General features: G+C 46.9%; 17 protein-coding genes. 3 read left to right on the forward strand and 14 right to left on the reverse strand.

Going from position 1 to position 16,413, the window contains the following annotated elements; all coding sequences use genetic code 11:
* Nucleotides 1-2: 2 nt before the first annotated feature.
* Genes JQX68_RS19430 through spsA form a run of 6 tightly spaced genes read right to left on the reverse strand, consistent with a single transcriptional unit; the run spans nt 3 to nt 6,098 of the window.
* On the reverse strand, nt 3-725 hold the full coding sequence (locus JQX68_RS19430) for a glycosyltransferase family protein (RefSeq protein WP_205440393.1): 723 nt from the start codon (nt 723-725) through the stop codon (nt 3-5).
* Nucleotides 718-1,839: an N-acetylneuraminate synthase family protein gene (locus JQX68_RS19435; RefSeq protein WP_205440394.1), complete on the reverse strand. Its 1,122-nt coding sequence runs from the start codon at nt 1,837-1,839 to the stop codon at nt 718-720. The genes JQX68_RS19430 and JQX68_RS19435 overlap by 8 nt, the downstream gene beginning before the upstream one ends.
* Nucleotides 1,839-2,708, reverse strand: coding sequence for a GNAT family N-acetyltransferase (locus JQX68_RS19440; protein ID WP_172641014.1), 870 nt, complete (start codon nt 2,706-2,708; stop codon nt 1,839-1,841). Before JQX68_RS19440 ends, JQX68_RS19435 begins: the two co-directional genes overlap by 1 nt.
* Nucleotides 2,709-3,878 (reverse strand): DegT/DnrJ/EryC1/StrS family aminotransferase, encoded by a 1,170-nt coding sequence (locus tag JQX68_RS19445; protein ID WP_014665817.1) that lies wholly within the window; start codon nt 3,876-3,878, stop codon nt 2,709-2,711. It lies immediately after the preceding gene.
* A gap of 20 nt (nt 3,879-3,898) precedes the next feature.
* Nucleotides 3,899-5,323: a CDP-glycerol glycerophosphotransferase family protein gene (locus JQX68_RS19450; RefSeq protein WP_205440395.1), complete on the reverse strand. Its 1,425-nt coding sequence runs from the start codon at nt 5,321-5,323 to the stop codon at nt 3,899-3,901.
* A 4-nt stretch (nt 5,324-5,327) separates the two neighbouring features.
* Complete coding sequence (gene spsA, locus JQX68_RS19455; protein WP_136653904.1) at nt 5,328-6,098, reverse strand: spore coat dTDP-glycosyltransferase SpsA; 771 nt, start codon at nt 6,096-6,098, stop codon at nt 5,328-5,330.
* A 319-nt stretch (nt 6,099-6,417) separates the two neighbouring features.
* On the opposite strand from spsA, the gene gerQ reads away from it, so the two are divergent.
* A complete protein-coding gene (gerQ, locus tag JQX68_RS19460; protein WP_014665822.1) occupies nt 6,418-6,954 on the forward strand; it encodes a spore coat protein GerQ in 537 nt (178 codons plus the stop codon).
* Between the two features lie 43 nt (nt 6,955-6,997).
* Here gerQ and JQX68_RS19465 read toward each other — a convergent pair whose 3' ends face one another.
* From JQX68_RS19465 to JQX68_RS19475, 3 genes are all read right to left on the reverse strand, one after another.
* Nucleotides 6,998-7,369, reverse strand: coding sequence for a DUF423 domain-containing protein (locus tag JQX68_RS19465; protein WP_003227446.1), 372 nt, complete (start codon nt 7,367-7,369; stop codon nt 6,998-7,000).
* Between the two features lie 61 nt (nt 7,370-7,430).
* Entirely contained in the window at nt 7,431-8,753 is a 1,323-nt protein-coding gene (locus JQX68_RS19470) for a purine/pyrimidine permease (RefSeq protein ID WP_136653905.1), read from the reverse strand.
* A 19-nt stretch (nt 8,754-8,772) separates the two neighbouring features.
* A complete protein-coding gene (locus tag JQX68_RS19475) occupies nt 8,773-9,090 on the reverse strand; it encodes a YwdI family protein (protein ID WP_014665825.1) in 318 nt (105 codons plus the stop codon).
* Between the two features lie 166 nt (nt 9,091-9,256).
* On the opposite strand from JQX68_RS19475, the gene JQX68_RS19480 reads away from it, so the two are divergent.
* A complete protein-coding gene (locus tag JQX68_RS19480) occupies nt 9,257-10,627 on the forward strand; it encodes an aldehyde dehydrogenase (protein ID WP_147772677.1) in 1,371 nt (456 codons plus the stop codon).
* Between the two features lie 24 nt (nt 10,628-10,651).
* On the opposite strand, the gene JQX68_RS19485 is transcribed toward JQX68_RS19480, so the two are convergent.
* Both JQX68_RS19485 and JQX68_RS19490 read right to left on the reverse strand, forming a co-directional pair.
* Nucleotides 10,652-11,329: a uracil-DNA glycosylase gene (locus tag JQX68_RS19485; RefSeq protein WP_147772678.1), complete on the reverse strand. Its 678-nt coding sequence runs from the start codon at nt 11,327-11,329 to the stop codon at nt 10,652-10,654.
* Nucleotides 11,330-11,342: 13 nt separating this feature from the next.
* Nucleotides 11,343-12,149 carry a glycosyltransferase family 2 protein gene (locus tag JQX68_RS19490; protein ID WP_147772679.1) on the reverse strand — a complete coding sequence of 269 codons (807 nt, stop codon included), beginning with the start codon at nt 12,147-12,149 and terminating at the stop codon, nt 11,343-11,345.
* A 177-nt stretch (nt 12,150-12,326) separates the two neighbouring features.
* Between JQX68_RS19490 and JQX68_RS19495 the strand changes: the two genes are divergently transcribed.
* Entirely contained in the window at nt 12,327-13,142 is an 816-nt protein-coding gene (locus JQX68_RS19495; RefSeq protein WP_147772680.1) for a bifunctional hydroxymethylpyrimidine kinase/phosphomethylpyrimidine kinase, read from the forward strand.
* Between the two features lie 89 nt (nt 13,143-13,231).
* Here the strand turns inward: JQX68_RS19495 and JQX68_RS19500 are convergent, their stop codons facing one another.
* The 3 genes from JQX68_RS19500 to scrA form a co-directional block, all read right to left on the reverse strand.
* On the reverse strand, nt 13,232-13,480 hold the full coding sequence (locus JQX68_RS19500; RefSeq protein WP_014665831.1) for a hypothetical protein: 249 nt from the start codon (nt 13,478-13,480) through the stop codon (nt 13,232-13,234).
* 93 nt (nt 13,481-13,573) lie between these two features.
* Nucleotides 13,574-15,013, reverse strand: coding sequence for a sucrose-6-phosphate hydrolase (sacA, locus tag JQX68_RS19505; protein ID WP_147772681.1), 1,440 nt, complete (start codon nt 15,011-15,013; stop codon nt 13,574-13,576).
* On the reverse strand, nt 15,010-16,395 hold the full coding sequence (scrA, locus tag JQX68_RS19510) for a PTS system sucrose transporter subunit IIBC (protein ID WP_014665833.1): 1,386 nt from the start codon (nt 16,393-16,395) through the stop codon (nt 15,010-15,012). The genes sacA and scrA overlap by 4 nt, the downstream gene beginning before the upstream one ends.
* Between the last annotated feature and the right edge of the window lie 18 nt (nt 16,396-16,413).

The following is a 16,413-nucleotide window of genomic DNA, read 5'->3' on the forward strand; positions in this document are numbered from 1 at the left end:
GGCTAGTCATCCTCTCGTTCGATCGCCGCATCAGAGTTTCGGTTCAGAATGCTGATGAGCTCAGAGGCTGATACATCGGGGCGCTCGCCTGCTTTTTGATAGAGGGCCTTTATTAATTCATAGTCTTCTTTTGTATCAATGGTCAACCGGTATTGAGGGGCCCGAAACCGTGCCGGTGCTTCTAAAAACTGGACGTGATAAAGAGCTGGGTGATTTCTCACATATAACGTGACATGCTCCTGATATTGATCCTCCAAAGCCTGAATACGGCTGATGTCAATTAACAGGTTGGCGTTGACCACTTCGCCGCAAATCCCTAATGGGGCATTCAGGAGATACGTATAATCCGCGCCTTGATCAAAGTGCGACTTAATCATTACATCGAGCAGCTCTGGATCAACAAACGGATTATCACCCGTTAACCGGATGATAACTGACGGTTTGACAGCCTCTATGACCTTTACAAACCTATCGAGAACACGTTCTTCGCTCCCGCGGAAAACGCGATAGCCATGTTTGATGCAATGCGCCTCTAATATGTCGTCGGTTTCTTTGTCAGACGTGGCAATGACAAGATTATCCCGATCCTTTTGGTAAAACGCGCTTTTTCGGACGCGATGAACGAGAATATCAAGTAAACGATCCGATCCAATCGGTCGAAGCACTTTTCCCGGCAGCCTTGTTGAACCCATTCTCGCTTGAATGATAAAGAGAATGTCATTCATGAAACGGGCTGTCCTTCATTAAAATGTCATCCCAGACAATGCCTGTGTCGGCCGGGATGTCTCTTACAGCCCGAACACTGCCGGTCAGCAGTTCAAAAAATCTCGGGTGCAGTCCCTGCGGCTTTTGTCCGGGCCGAAGCACTGCGATATTGTCTTCACTAAAGACCTCACCTTTTTGAATCGGAGCTGTTGTAAAAATGCCTCTGTATGCAAATTTTCTGATTTCTCCTTCGATGGCGGTTGTTGTTTTGTATGAACTGCCAAGCAGTTTTTCAGAGATCGGCTTTTTGATCCCCTGTTTCAGCTCAGCCTCCGTTTTCCTGATGCCATCGACCATTTCTTTCAATTCATCTGGATTTAATGCAAACGAGTGGTCGGCACCCGGCAGATTTTTATCGATCGTAAAATGCTTTTCTATCAATCTTGCTCCAAGCCGAACCGCGGTACATGGCGCTTCTGTCGGATGCTCGCTATGATCCGAGAAGCCGATCACCGCCTCAGGAAAAGCGGCGGCAAGCATCGGAATGACGCTAAGGTTGCTGTACTCCGGCGGTGCGGGGTATTTCGCCACACAATGCATTATGGCAATTTGATTGTTTCCCTCTGCCCTGATGGTGCTCCAAGCTTCGTGAACATCAGAGATTTCAGCTCCGGCTGTAGAGAAAATCATCGGCCTGTTCAGCCTGGCAACATATTTGAGCAGCGGGAGATGGTTAATTTCATAGGATGCGATTTTAAAAGCGCTCGGCGAGGTGGACTGAAGCAGGTCGGCTGACCCTTCGTCACATACCGTGCTTAAAAAGATTACCTGCTTTTCGCGGCAGTAATCCAATAACGGTGAAATCCACTCAGCGGGCATTTCCATAGATTGAACCAAAGAAAAAATAGAGACGTCCTTGCCCGCTGCCGTTTTGTACAAACCAGGATCTTTCTGATACATCCTATCAGCCTGGAACATTTGAAATTTCACGGCATCCGCTCCCGCTTCCGCCGCGGCATCTATCAGCGCAAAAGCCTGATCAAGCTTCCCGTCATGATTAATCCCCGCCTCGGCGATAATAAATACAGGAGCGTCATGGCCTACAGTTTTTTTTGCAATCTGAAACTTTGCCATTATTTCGCCTCCTTGCCCGGCCAAATATGATAATAGTAATACGATTGTTCAGCGGTGAAGCCCATTCGTTCATAAAGGCGGATCGCCCTTACATTGTGAAGCTGCGTCCCCGCTGTTACCGTTCTATGCTTCTGGGTCTCCGGTTGTTCTATGAGATTCGCCAATAAATGAAAGGCAATACGTTTTCCTTCAAATCCCGGCTTTACAGCCATCAAATCGAGAATGCACTCATCATCCCTTGATAAGCCCTGAAGATAGCCGATGACCTCGCCATTGTGTTTAGCGACAATATTAACCGCCGCCCTTCCATTCAGATTGTTTCGTGTCCACTCCTGAAAAATGTTGTTTGCTGCATCGCGGCTGAGATGAGGGTCCTGAAAATATCTGCTTTTTGTAAACGAGTCTCGGGCCAGCTCACATATCGCTTCTGTGTCTCCGGGCTCAGGCGGACCCAGTTCAAAAAATGGCGGGGTTTTGTCATAAAAAGACGGAGGCATCGCCAGCTTCAGCAAACTGCCGACAAAATAAGAGGACGGCTGTTGCTGTATCACATGCGCGGCTCTGATATCTTCAGCCGGAACACGGACAAAGATAAAATCCGTTTCATCCATTTGGCGTACAGAATAAAAAGCTTCAAACAGCCTCTTCAGCTGCCCGGTGCTGTTCGCCGCAAGAAGTTTGACATTCATGACTTTCTTCTGAAGCACCTTGCTTTCCCACAAAGAATCTTCGTAAAGCAATACGCCTTGGAGCCTGCTGTTTTCAAAAAGGCCGAGGGAAAATTGATACGGAACATCCAATGTAAGCTGTCTGCTTTGGAGAAATTCCTCAATCGCCTCTTTGGAGACATGTTCTTTTACCGTATACACTTAACCAGCCCCTTTTACGATATCCCGCACAGCTTCAATGACATCATGTACATCATCGTCAGACATTGACGGATAAAGCGGGAGGGAAAGGGTTCGTTTATAGTAATTCATGGCATTCGGGAAGTCCGATTCCTTAAATCCAAATTGTTTTTGATAATACGGATGAATGTGTACTGGAATAAAATGAACGCTCGTGCCGATATTGTATTCATCCTTTAAAGCCGTAATCATTTCGCTTCGCGTAACCCCAGCCTTTTTTTCATCAACTTGCAGAACATATAAATGCCAGGCGTGTCTGCCGTCATCATGAACAAACGGTGTGATCAGCCCCGGAATCTGCTGAAAAGCGGTTTGATAGCGGCCGGCAATCTCTTCTCTCCGTTTCTGCATATCATCCAGCCGTTTCAGCTGATGAAGTCCAAGAGCCGCCTGCAAATCAAACATATTCATCTTATAGCCGGGCGATTCGACTTCATAGTACCAGCTGCCATTTGAAGAATAACGGTTCCATGCGGCTTTACTCATGCCGTGAAGGCTTAGCACCCGAATCTTATCAGCAAGCTCCTCATCATCTGTCGTGAGCATGCCGCCTTCCCCTGTCGCCAGGTTTTTGGTGGCGTAAAAGCTGAATGCCGTCGCATCCCCGATCGAACCGATCATTCTGTGCTTATAAGTCGTATATACCGCATGCGCCGCATCCTCCAGCACGAATAAACCATGTTTTTGGGCAATTGCCAAAATCGCATCCATATCGCAGGACTGCCCGCCAAAGTGGACAGGTACAACTGCTTTCGTTCGCGGTGTGACGGCTGCCTCAAGCTTTACCGGGTCAATATTGAGCGTGTTTTCGTCAATGTCCGCAAACACAGGCGTCGCTCCTGTATGAATAATCGTATTGGCGGTCGAGCTGAACGTAAGCGGAGAGGTAATGACCTCGTCCCCAGGGCCGATTCCTTTTGCTTTCAAAGCCAAAAATAAAGCTGCGGTACATGAATTCACCGCCACGGCGTGTTTCGCCCCGACAAATGCGGCAAACTCTTTTTCAAACTGCTGAACCTTCGGGCCTTTGGAGAGCCATCCCGATTCAAGCGTTTCAGTAACCTCCTGAATTTCTTCCTTACCGATTAACGGCAATGAGTAAGGGAGAAAATGATTTCTCTTTTGCACCATTTCTTTGCGCTCCTATCATTTTATTCAGTATCTTCCCGCCTATAATCAACCCCTGTTTTGGCTTTCAGTTCCGTAAATAAAGCGTTTGTTGATTCTGCCACCGGATAATTAGCCGCTATGAATGCTAGACGCGCCTCTTCCGCTTTTTGATGCACGTCAGGGCTTCGAAGAACCTCAACCAAGGTGTGTGCCAGTTCATCCGGCTGGTCAAACATAAAATCGCCAAGAGATTCATAGTACGGATACGAACGATTTCCGGATGATTTGCCGATCAGCACAGGCTTTTGAAACAGCATGGCTTCGAGACCGACTGTTGAGGTTTGCGTCACTGCGGCATCAGCATACGGCAGCAAGTCATAAAGGTCGAGCTCCTTTTTGATGACTCTGCATGCTTGATGTTTTTTCGCCGCTGCATGATACAGATCAAGCTTGTTTTTCCCAATTTCCCACGGGTGGGGTTTGATGATGATTTGCAGCTGCTTCTGATCAGAAAGCCCTTCCAGCACACCGGAATAAAAATCTTCTGAAAAGGGCTGAGTGGCAATGAGCACAATTTTTTTAGACGGGTGAAAAGCAAGTTTTCGATAGAATATGGACATATCCATTGGTGTTCTGTTAAAAATCTGATCGAAGCGGGGATGTCCCGTTACTAGAATCTGCTCGGGTTTACAGCCTTTTCGTAAGAACCACTCTGCTTCATACGCACCGAAAACTGCTTGATAGGTTGTAAAAACAGGAATGAAGGCTTCATCTCCCATCAACGCGCCATGCTGAAGACAAATGCTGACGGCCCCTTTCTTTTGACACATGAGAGCAAGCACCCTGCTGTAAATATCTTCTGCCGTGCCGACAATAACTGCTGAAATTTTTTCCTGTTCAAACAGCGCATCAACTGTATCAATGGCTTCTATAAATAAAGGAATGTCTTTGAAAAGCCGGTCACGAAACGCTTGATCACCAAATGCCGGATGGTCATCATAAGGGGCGAGAATCGAACAGGCTGTTTCGAGATAAGGCTTCGAATCGCCTTTTTGGCATGATTCCGCAATCTCCCGCTTGCTAATCACAGGCAGATCACAATAATGCGGCAAACTCCATCTGGCCAGAACAGCGGTTTTTTCAGGATCAAATTGATAGTAATTTTCGTTTGAAAAACGCAGGTAATCAAAGTGCAAAATGACTTTCCCTTTAACAGGTTCGGCATTTGTTTTAACGATGTTTTGGATTCTTTCTTCAAAAAACGGCTGAATTTGCCCCTCATCAATATGCTGATCCACCGGTCCGAATAACTCCGGTTCTTCTTCCATCATCACCCTCAGCTCAGGGCTGATGTATTGATAAAAATTACTGATAAGCCCAAGCGGAATCCCTTTGTAGCGAAGTTTGTCAAAAAGCTCGACATACTTCCGGTACAGCACCCAATAATTGCTTAAATAGGCCGACAAGCTCTCACCCCATTCCAAGCTTTTTTAATGATTCACGCAGCTCTCGGCAATTTCGCTGCGGAGGCAGGTTCCTGACAAATTCATTTTTTTCTGATTCAAACAGCTGAAAGTGAATTGATTGGTCGGTAATATAATTCAGGTCCAGCTCCTCATCCAGCGGGTAAAACGGATAAAAATGATTGACTCTCCAAAAGAACCGGGCATCTCCTATACGGTAAAACGCCGGGCTTTCATCCCAATAGGAGCCAAACTTCTCCTTCACCTTCTCAAGCACCGAATATCTGTGCATCACCGAGCAATGATCGATGGCGCACGGCGCGTTCCATGTCACTTGAGCGGCAGGCCTGACCGTTTCTTTTACAATGTCGCGATGCTCGTTTAAATGATAGGTTTTGGAGGCTGAGTAAATCACAGCCTTTTCAGGATGGGCATCGAGCTCCCGCACCATTTTCAGGAGCCGGTCCGGCATATAGATGTTGTCATCCGTCGCATAGGTGATATATTCACCTTCCGCCATCTCAATTGCCTGATTGATCAGTGCCGCGTACCTTGTTTTTTCTGTTCTTTCCTTTACTCCAGATACATCGCTTTGATAAAAACGCACTCGGTTATCATTCAAAAAAGGACGGATTACATTCAGCGTCTCTTCATTGGAGTTGTCATCCATAATAAACAATTCAAAATCTGAAAACGTTTGTGAGAGTATGCTAGAAATGGACTTTGCCACATAATCGCTTTTGTTATAGCTCGTCATAATGACTGATACTTTCGGCAAATCCTACACCTCCTTCTTGGAACTTCACACCTGAAACTATCGTTATCTTATGTTGCTTACGCTCAAGTTGCGCTAGGGATACAAACCAATATGCGAAAAGTTTGTGTATGTCTATGAAAAACAGCGGCTGCCCAGAGTGAAATCTGATCCGTCCGCTGTTCTTTTTCAGCATATTCCAAGCATCAGCCTCATAAGGTGAAAGAGATAAAAATCGCACCAGCGACTAAGATCGTTTTCCATCGGAGGTGAGTCATCGCGGAGCGTTCACCTATACATCCAGAACATGTTTTGAATGGCTTTCATAAAAAGGAGGAACGATATGAAACCGAAAAAAAATCAATACCAGCAAATGCAGGGATTTGATAATATGCAGGGGTATCAGCCTCAGTTTGGCGCCAACCCTTACCCGCAGCAAGGCCAAGGGTCACAAATGCAGACGATGGGGATGCAGCCAATGATGCCAATGCAGCAGGGACAGCAAGGACAGCAGGGATTTGGATTCCCGGGCCAGCAGCAGGGCGGCGGGTTTCAAATTCCTTCGGGGCCTACACCATCAGCACCAGGCCAAAGCGTTCCCGGCATGCTGCCTGTTGAGGAATCTTACATCGAAAATATTTTGCGACTGAATCGGGGAAAAACGGCCACCATTTATATGACATTTGAAAACAGCAAGGAATGGGGCTCGAAGATCTTTCGCGGCGTCATCGAAGCAGCGGGCCGGGACCACATCATTATCAGCGACCCGAAATCAGGAACACGCTATCTGCTCCTGACAATCTACCTCGATTACATTACATTTGATGAAGAAATTGCTTATACGTATCCATATTCCATGGCGTCCTATTCGCCAAGATAAGAAAAAAGCCAATCACTCATATGATGAGGATTGGCTTTTTTGTTTAGAGATATTTAACGGCTGCGACAACAATCATAATCCAAGAAATAATAAACGCCACACCGCCGAGCGGAGTGATCGCGCCAAGAATGGAGATTTGCGTCACACTTAGAATATATAGGCTTCCGGAGAACAGCACAATTCCCGCAAACATCAGCCATCCGGCTGTCGTGACACTGCCTATGCCGGATAATTTATCTGCCAGAAACGCGACAACGAAAAGTCCTAGGGCGTGATACATATGATACTGCACGCCTGTGTGCCAAACCTGAAGATATTTATCAGGTATTTTCCCTTCTAATCCGTGAGCGCCAAATGCTCCGAGCCCCACGGCAAGCAGGGCGTTAATGGCCCCTAATATGATAAAAACTTTCATCTATCTCTCCCGCCTTTTCGTTAAACTCATATCATTTATCTTATCGCACCTGCATCAAAATTCAATGTTTGTTCTCCGTTGACACGAGATTGTCGGATTTTCTCCTGCGCCAAAGCTGGAACTGGTCAGCCCCTATTGCAGCAAGCGTCCCTAATACGAGCCCGTTGCTTAACAGAGAAATAAATACCGGATGCAATCCTTTTAACGCAGTTTCAGGAACAAACATGATACCGACCCCTGTCAGCAGCGAGATGCCGATGACAGACCGCACCCTTTTTAATTCTTCTTTCTCATATGAATCAAATTCGGCAAAGGCCAGACCGCCCATTGCGGAGAAAACAACAAAATTCACCGCAAATCCCACGGGTGACGGCAGGCTCGCAAACGTATTCATAAAAAACGGGATCACGCTGATCACGATAACCAGAATACTGCCGAGCATAAACGGTTTTTTAGAAGGCATTTTGGTTGTTTCAATAAAACCTGCGGCTCCCGAAATCGGAACCGGTGCAATGGCACCCGTCAAGCCGCTAAGCAAATGGCTGAATGAAGCGGCAAAACCGGCATGGCGTTCATGATGCTTTCCATCAGGCTGTTTGCTGAATTTTTTCACGGCGATGTCCACGACCTTCATGCTCGCCAGCATATTCACGATCAGCAAGATGGTAATAAATATAGAAGTAATGATCAGGCCGCTGTTAAATAACGGAGTCCCAAAAGGAAACAGGGATGGCAGCTGAAACATCCGGTCCGGCATTTCAATCGGCTTTGCCGCCCCGGCAGCCGCAAACAGCACCCATCCGCCAAACAAGGCTAATAAAATAGAATATTGCTTAAAAAACATGATATTCGAATTTGTCATCATAAAGGCGGCAGCGATCACAACAAGCGCCAGGGCAAATACAAGACCGTCCACCCCGTCCTTTCGATAGCCGATCCCGAGAATTCCTTTTATAATCGGCTGACTCAGCTGCATCACAAGAAGCAATAAATAGACGCCCGTGACAACCGGAGTAAACAATTTTGCAAGCCGGTCAATGACCTTGAAAACACTTAACAAAAAGAAACATACAGCGCTTACAAGAAGAGCTCCCTGCAACCCCCGCAGTGTGTCTCCATATGTCGCAAACACAGTTCCCGTCAGCCCTGCGTATATCGTATACACTCCCCACCACAAACCGGCGGGGCTTTCATTGATCGGCAGTCTGTGGCCTTTCAAACACTGAATGACGGCAGCAATTCCCAGTACAAAAAAAGTGCTTTGAATCAATCTCGCAGAATCCGAGTGATCCAGATGAAACGACTGGGCAACCGCCACCGGAACAACAATCGCCGCAGCAATGATAAACGCTGTCCATTGCAGCGCGCCAAGAACCAATTTCACGTAAGCTCAACCTCTCTCTTTAAAAATCAAATAAAGACTCTCCGTTTCCGTCCTCTTCCTGCTTCTCTTTTTCTTGCTTTCGATATTTGTTTAATCCCGCGCTCCCCATCATTTTTTCCATCATCAGCTGGTCTGTCGATGGCGGCGGGGCAGGACTTGGCGTAACGCTCGGCTGTATGCGGGGCGCGCTCGCGGTCTCCGGCTGATCAAGCACGACATCACACAGAGAACGGACAACCGCTACATAACGCTTCAGCTCCTCATCTCGTTCAGCCGTTTTTGCTTTTTTCAGCTCTTCTTCCATCTTTTGAATCAAAGCAGATATATGAATGTTCATGAAGCACCCTCCAAAAAATAAATGTTATCTTCCTGCATTTTATCAAATTCCTGCCGCGAACGCAGAAATGAGTTTGTTATTTTTTCTGACAAACCTTGCGCAATTGACAAGCAGAAGAAATTTTTCACATAATAAATCACCATACCTTACAAAAAGGAGGGACGGAATGAACAACATCCCCTCTATCGTCAGCAAGCATAAAACCTATTTTGCAGCGGGACATACGAGACCGCTTGAATCGAGACTGAACATTTTGCAGAAGCTGAAACAAGCCGTCAAAACTCATGAGGCCGATCTCATAGCCGCTCTCTACCAGGATCTCCACAAATCTGAGCAAGAAGCGTACTCAACAGAAATCGGAATCATCTTGGAGGAAATCAGCTTTGTCATGAAACGGCTGAAAAAATGGTCCAAGCCGAAACGAGTCAAAACGCCACTGACTCATCTAGGCTCCAAGAGCATCATCATCCCTGAGCCGTATGGAACCGTTTTGGTGATCGCGCCTTGGAACTATCCCTTGCAGCTGGCGCTTTCCCCGTTGATTGGAGCCATTGCGGCGGGGAACACGGTCGTTCTCAAACCGTCAGAATATACGCCGGCTGTTTCCGCTTCACTTTCGAAACTCATCAGCAGTGTTTTTCCGACCGATTATGTCGCTATGGCAGAAGGCGGGCCCGACGTCAGCACGGCATTATTACAGCAGCCCTTTGACTACATTTTCTTTACAGGCAGCGTAGCCGTGGGAAAAGTCGTCATGGAGGCCGCCGCCAAACAATTAATTCCCGTAACCTTGGAGCTCGGCGGAAAAAGCCCCTGCATCGTCCATAAGGATGCTGACATACGGCTTGCCGCAAAACGCATCGTCTTCGGGAAATTTACAAATGCGGGACAAACCTGCATCGCACCGGATTATTTATTTGTCCACGAAGACATCAAAACGAAGCTGGCGGAAGAAATGAAGCATGCAATCAGAGAATTTTACGGCCCTCAGCCTGAACGAAATCCGCAGTACGGGAAAATCGTCAGTGAACGGCACTATCAGCGGCTGCTCAGCTTTCTGAATGATGGCATCCCGCTCACAGGCGGACAATCTGATCCTGATCATCACAAAATTGCGCCGACCATTCTCGAACAAGTGAAGGATGACTCTCCAATGATGCAGGAGGAGATTTTCGGGCCGATTCTTCCGCTCTTTACATACCGTGATATCGGGGAAGTCATTGAGAAAGTCCAATCGCGCCCAAAGCCGCTCGCCCTGTATCTCTTCACCACAAACAAAGAAACTGAGCGCGCTGTTTTAGAGAATCTGTCGTTTGGCGGAGGCTGTGTCAATGATACGTTAATGCATGTTGCGACGCCGTATTTGCCATTCGGCGGCGTCGGGGAAAGCGGCATCGGCAGCTATCACGGATTTGACAGCTTTAACACGTTTACGCACAAAAAAAGCATCGTCAAACAAACGAACCGCTTCGACTTCGCATTTCGTTATCCTTCCTCCAAAAACGGGCTGCGAATGATTCGAAAAATACTCAAATAAAAAAGCGCAGATCACCTGCGCTTTTTACAAATCCTTAATACACCAATCAATCGGTGCCTCTCCCATTTTCTCCAAATAGGCATTCGCCCGGGAAAACGGTCTGCTCCCGAAAAATCCGTTTCTTGCAGAAAATGGGCTGGGATGCGTTGATTCAATGATAAAATGCTTGGACGTGTCGATCCGTTCTTTTTTCATTTGAGCATGCCGTCCCCACAAAATAAAGATAACCGGCCGCTCTCTATCATTCAGTACGTCAATAATCCGGTCTGTCAGACGCTCCCAGCCTTTTCCCTTATGGGAATTCGCCTGCCCGCGCCTTACTGTCAGCACAGTATTCAGCAAAAGAACCCCTTGCTTTGCCCAGCTCACAAGCGATCCGTGATTTGGGATGCTGCATCCGATGTCCTGCTGCAGCTCAAGAAAAATATTTTTTAACGAAGGCGGCTGCTTTACACCCGGCTTTACGGAGAAGCTTAAACCTTGAGCCTGTCCAGGCCCGTGATACGGATCTTGCCCCAGAATGACGACCTTGACATCATCATAGGACGTATAATGCAGCGCATTGAAAATATCCCGGCTGTCCGGATAAATCGTTTGCTCCGCGTATTCCTGCTTCAGCATTTCTCTGAGCTCTTGATAATACGGTTTCTCAAACTCTTCCTTTAGCTGATCCCACCAGCTGTCTTGTAAAAGCTGTTTCAAGATTCAGGCCTCCTTACGAACGATAAAGTCTGGAATAAACAGGTTCGCCATCCCAAACCATTTCACTTTTTGCTTCCCGCCTTTTCATCTCAGGCTCTTCAAGCAGGACGGCAAAGTTTTTCGTCGGCAGCTCTCCGAGTCCGTGCTTTTCACTTAACCGATCCAAATATTGCTTCCGCTTGGCGCCAAGGTCCGCAGACTGATTGTCTCCCGCGTCACTGAAGGCATAAATCACACTAGCGCAAGGGACACGCTTCACCTGGTAATCCTTGGCCGCGCGTAAATAAAAATCCCAGTCCCAATAATTGTGCACATCAGCATCGAAATACCCGATTTCATCATGCAAAAAACGTCTGTACATGCTGCCCGACGGCACATATGTAGAGAACACTCTCATATCCTCATAGTCTGCGGTATAAGCAAACAGCTTCCGTGAAACAGGATATCTTGTTCCGTTTTTCTCTTCAAACGAGACAATTTCCGCATCAGAATGAACGAAATCTGCCGTTTCTATTTCCTTCGCCATTCTCTCCACATGCCCTGGCGTAAAGAAATCATCATCATCACACAGCATAATGCAATCGCCAGACGCCTCTTTTACACCGGCATTTCTCGCAGCCACATGCCCCGAGTTCTTTTCTAAATTGATGACAGCAATCGGCAGCTCCGGATACAGTGCTTTGACTGGCACGACCGATTCCCCCGCATCATTCACAATAATAATTTCATACGGCTTCAAGGTCTGGCGGGAAATCGACTCCAAAAGCTCACACAAAGCCGGAATCCGATTATAGGTCACAATTACGATAGAAATCTTCATGATGCTCTCCTTCTCATTTTCATAGTCATGTACTATTAAAACATATATTGCACGGGAGATCAGTGGGAATATCCTACTGAAACAGGAAAGGTGACCTTGAGATGCTAAGCCTTCTATATTGTGATACAGAGAAAATCTAACTATAATGAAAGACAAAACATGATGGAGGTTCAAGACATGTCTATGCATAAAGCACTCACCATTGCCGGCTCAGATTCCAGCGGCGGTGCTGGGATTCAAGCTGATTTAAAAACATTTCAAGAAAAAAACGTATACGGGATGACCGCCTTAACGGTGATCGTTGCGATGGACCCGAACAACAGCTGGGACCACCAGATATTCCCGATCGATACGGATACAATCCGCGCCCAGCTTGCAACAATTACGGACGGCATCGGTGTGGACGCCATGAAAACAGGAATGCTGCCAACCGTTGACATTATCGAGCTTGCAGCAAAAACGATCAAAGAAAAACAATTAAAAAATGTGGTAATTGACCCGGTTATGGTTTGCAAAGGTGCTAATGAAGTCCTTTATCCAGAGCATGCCCAAGCCCTGCGTGAGCAGTTGGCTCCGCTAGCCACTGTCATTACGCCTAACTTGTTTGAAGCCAGCCAGCTCAGCGGCATGGATGAACTAAAAACAGTTGACGATATGATCGAAGCCGCGAAAAAAATTCATGCACTCGGCGCTCAATATGTCGTCATTACAGGCGGAGGCAAACTCAAACATGAGAAAGCCGTTGATGTTCTCTATGACGGTGAAACAGCGGAAGTCCTTGAAAGCGAAATGATCGATACGCCTTATACACATGGCGCAGGCTGTACGTTCTCAGCAGCCGTGACAGCGGAGCTTGCCAAAGGTGCGGAAGTCAAAGAAGCCATTTACGCAGCGAAAGAATTCATCACAGCTGCCATTAAAGAATCCTTCCCGTTAAACCAGTATGTCGGACCTACGAAGCATTCTGCGCTGCGCCTGAATCAACAATCATAAAAAAAGCGGCTGCCTTACTGAGAGGCAGCCGCTTTTAAATCACCGAAGACTTTTCACAGAAAAAACTGCCGATCCCCTCGGCAGCCTGTTTATTTGATTTTTAAATTATTTGCAGATTTCCTCAAAAATGCTTCTATCGACTGAACAAAAAGTGCATATTCCTTCATTTGTTCATATGCCCGCGTGAGAATTTCCGCCGTTTCACTGTGCGGTGTTGTTCCGCCAAGCATTTTTTTCAGCTGAAGCAGCACATCCTTATATTCTTCCCGCTTATCTTCAACTTGGTCCGCAGCCTTTTCCAAACATGCCGGTGTTATCTTCTGTTCATGTATATTCAAGAAAACAACTCCTTTTACAGAAAAAAATAGTAGGTTATCGTTGAAGAATAGCACAGATGGCTTAGATTTCACATAAGAAAATAGAAGGATTTTCTACATAAGTGTCCAAATTCTGACATTCATTTCAGATTTCCCGGTCGAACTGACTGTTACTTCATGATTTCCCGGGAAAGGAAAATATCTCGCACTAAAGACCTCTTCTCCGTTATTGATAAAGATTTCAACAGAGGATGCGTCGATAAACATGTGCACGGTATGCAAATCCTTGATGCGGCAATGTCTCGACTCTGTTCTTTTTCCGTCGAAGCTCGTCCGTTCCAGCGTAACAATCCCCTCGTCTTTATGGAAGGAAAACGAAGCCGTTCCGCGGATACTGATTGAAAAACCGGACTCCGTATGAATGTCTTCCAGCAAGATCTCAGCTCTTTCAGCGTTTTCCACTGGAAGTGTGCCAGATGATTCGTGCATGTGGATTTGTAATTTCTTCTCGTTTCTGCGCATGGCTTTCAGCTCAGGCAGCGGCTGCTGAATCAGCTTCTCGCCTGATATTGTCAGCTGTCTCGGCAGCGTCATGCAGTGAATCCAGTGATAGTCAATCGTCGGATGAGATCCTTCATCCTGGTCAGGCACAGCCATCCATGCAAACAAAATTCGTCTGCCCTGATCATCTTCAAGTGTTTGCGGCGCGTAAAAATCAAAACCTTGATCAAGCTCCCTAAAATCACCATGCTTCAGTTCAGGCTTGTTATAATCGAGACGCCCGACAAAATAACCTGACTGGTACACGTTCTGATAAAGGAAATCGTCAGCCTCAAGCCCTTGAGGCGAGACAATCAGCACGTCGGATCCTTGAAGGGTAAACAAATCAGGGCATTCCCACATGTATCCAAAATCGTCCAACCCGTTGAATCCCGTGCCAGTTATCGGGCCAAGGAACCGCCACTCTGTCAGGTTATCAGAAGCAAACAATACAGCCTGCCCTTTCAAATTTTCCGTTTGCGCACCAATCACCATATACCATGTACCTTCATGCTCCCATACCTTTGGGTCGCGAAAATGGGGCGTGTATCCTTCCGGAAGGCGGGCGACAACACCCTTTTTCTCAAAAGACAGCCCGTCGTCAGAAACAGCAAGGCATTGATACGTTTCCCGATTTCCCTCCTGGTCCCTGACATTTCCTGTGTAAAACAGATAGAGCTGATCATCTTTCGGAATAGCGCTGCCCGAGTAGCAGCCGTTTTTATCGAACCAATCACTCGGAGCGAGCGCAATGTCTTCCCGCTTCCAATTCACAACATCCTGTGTCGTATAATGCCCCCAAAATTTCGCGCCGTGCCCCGTCTGAAACGGCTGCCACTGAAAGAATACATGATAGGTGCCCTTCCAATAAATCACGCCATTCGGATCATTCAGCAGCCCAACCGGCGGCATGATGTGAAAATGCTGGCGATGCGGATCGCTGTCAGCGATAGGCTCTTTTTTCTCCACCTCTTCATAAGCCCGGCGACGAAGCTCCTGATCATGTGCTGTCATTTTTTTCTCCCCTCATCCTCATTGATCTTCATGACAAATGCTGCAATGAACGATGACACTGCCGCAATGGCCATTCCAATCAGATAGTTGATCAAGTTGCCCATGCCAAACGGTGCAGCAATGGCGATCATCGGAATACCCGTTAACCCATAAGCGTTTGCAGCAACATGAGTAAAGACGACATAAGCACCGCCCAATGCGCCTCCGATCATCGCGGCGATAAACGGTTTTCGGTAGCGAAGGTTAACTCCGAATATGACGGGCTCAGTAATGCCGAGAAAAGCGGAAAATGCTGCCGGAAGCGCGATTTCTTTTGTCTTTGCTTTTTTGGCCATAAAGAAGACGGCAAGGCCGGCCCCGCCCTGTGCGACATTCGCCATTGACCAGATCGGCAGCAAGTAGTTTTTTCCTATATCCGCAATTAGCCCCGCCTCAATCGCATGGAAGCTGTGATGAACACCTGTCAGCACGATGAGTGAATACGTGCCCCCGAAAATCAACCCTGCAACAAAACCGGCATGGTCATACACATAAGTTAAAGCAACCGTAATCCCGGAGCCAAGGGCTCTTCCCAGAGGCCCAATCGCGATAAAAGCAACAAACCCGGTGACAATTACAGTAACAAAAGGTGTAACAAGCAAATCTACCGCATGCGGAACCACTTTTCTTGTCCATTTCTCTACCTTGCTCATTACATAAACCGCCAGCAGAACAGGGATGACAGTTCCCTGATAGCCTAGAAGCGCGATATCCAATCCGAAAAGATGCATATAATCAGGTGTCGCTTCAGCCAAACCCCATGGATTCAAAAGGTTTGGATGAATCATGATTCCCCCAATGACCGCTCCCAAGTATGGGTTGCTGCCAAATTCTTTTGAAGCGCTTACTCCAATTAGAATCGGCAAGAAAATGAATGCTGCACTTGAAAACATATCAAGCAGCTGAAAAACCGCAGAATCCTTGCTCATCCAATGAAACGCATTGATCATACCCAGCAAGCCCATTAATAGGCCGCTGGCTACAATAGCCGGAATGATTGGGACAAAAATATTAGAAAGCGTTTTCGCAAATCTCGCAGCGGGATTCAGCTTTTCTTTTGCCGCATCCTGATGATTGACGTGTTCCTCACGCTCAATATCAGCTTCTTTAGAAAAAGCATCGAATACTTTATTCACAAGGCCTGTTCCGAAAATGATCTGGTATTGGCCAGAGCTGCTGAAGGCCCCTTTGACACCATCAAGTTCTTCAACCTGTGCTTGATCTATCTTTGATTCATCTTTCATCACTAAACGCAGTCTTGTTGCACAATGAGCCGCGCTGATAATGTTATCTTTCCCTCCGAGAAGCTCAATGAGGCGTTTTGCAGTCTCTTTGTAATCCATCTGTTTCTCCCCCTTTTA

It is taken from the genome of Bacillus sp. LJBS06, from assembly GCF_016924995.1.
Taxonomy (GTDB): Bacteria; Bacillota; Bacilli; order Bacillales; family Bacillaceae; genus Bacillus; species Bacillus stercoris.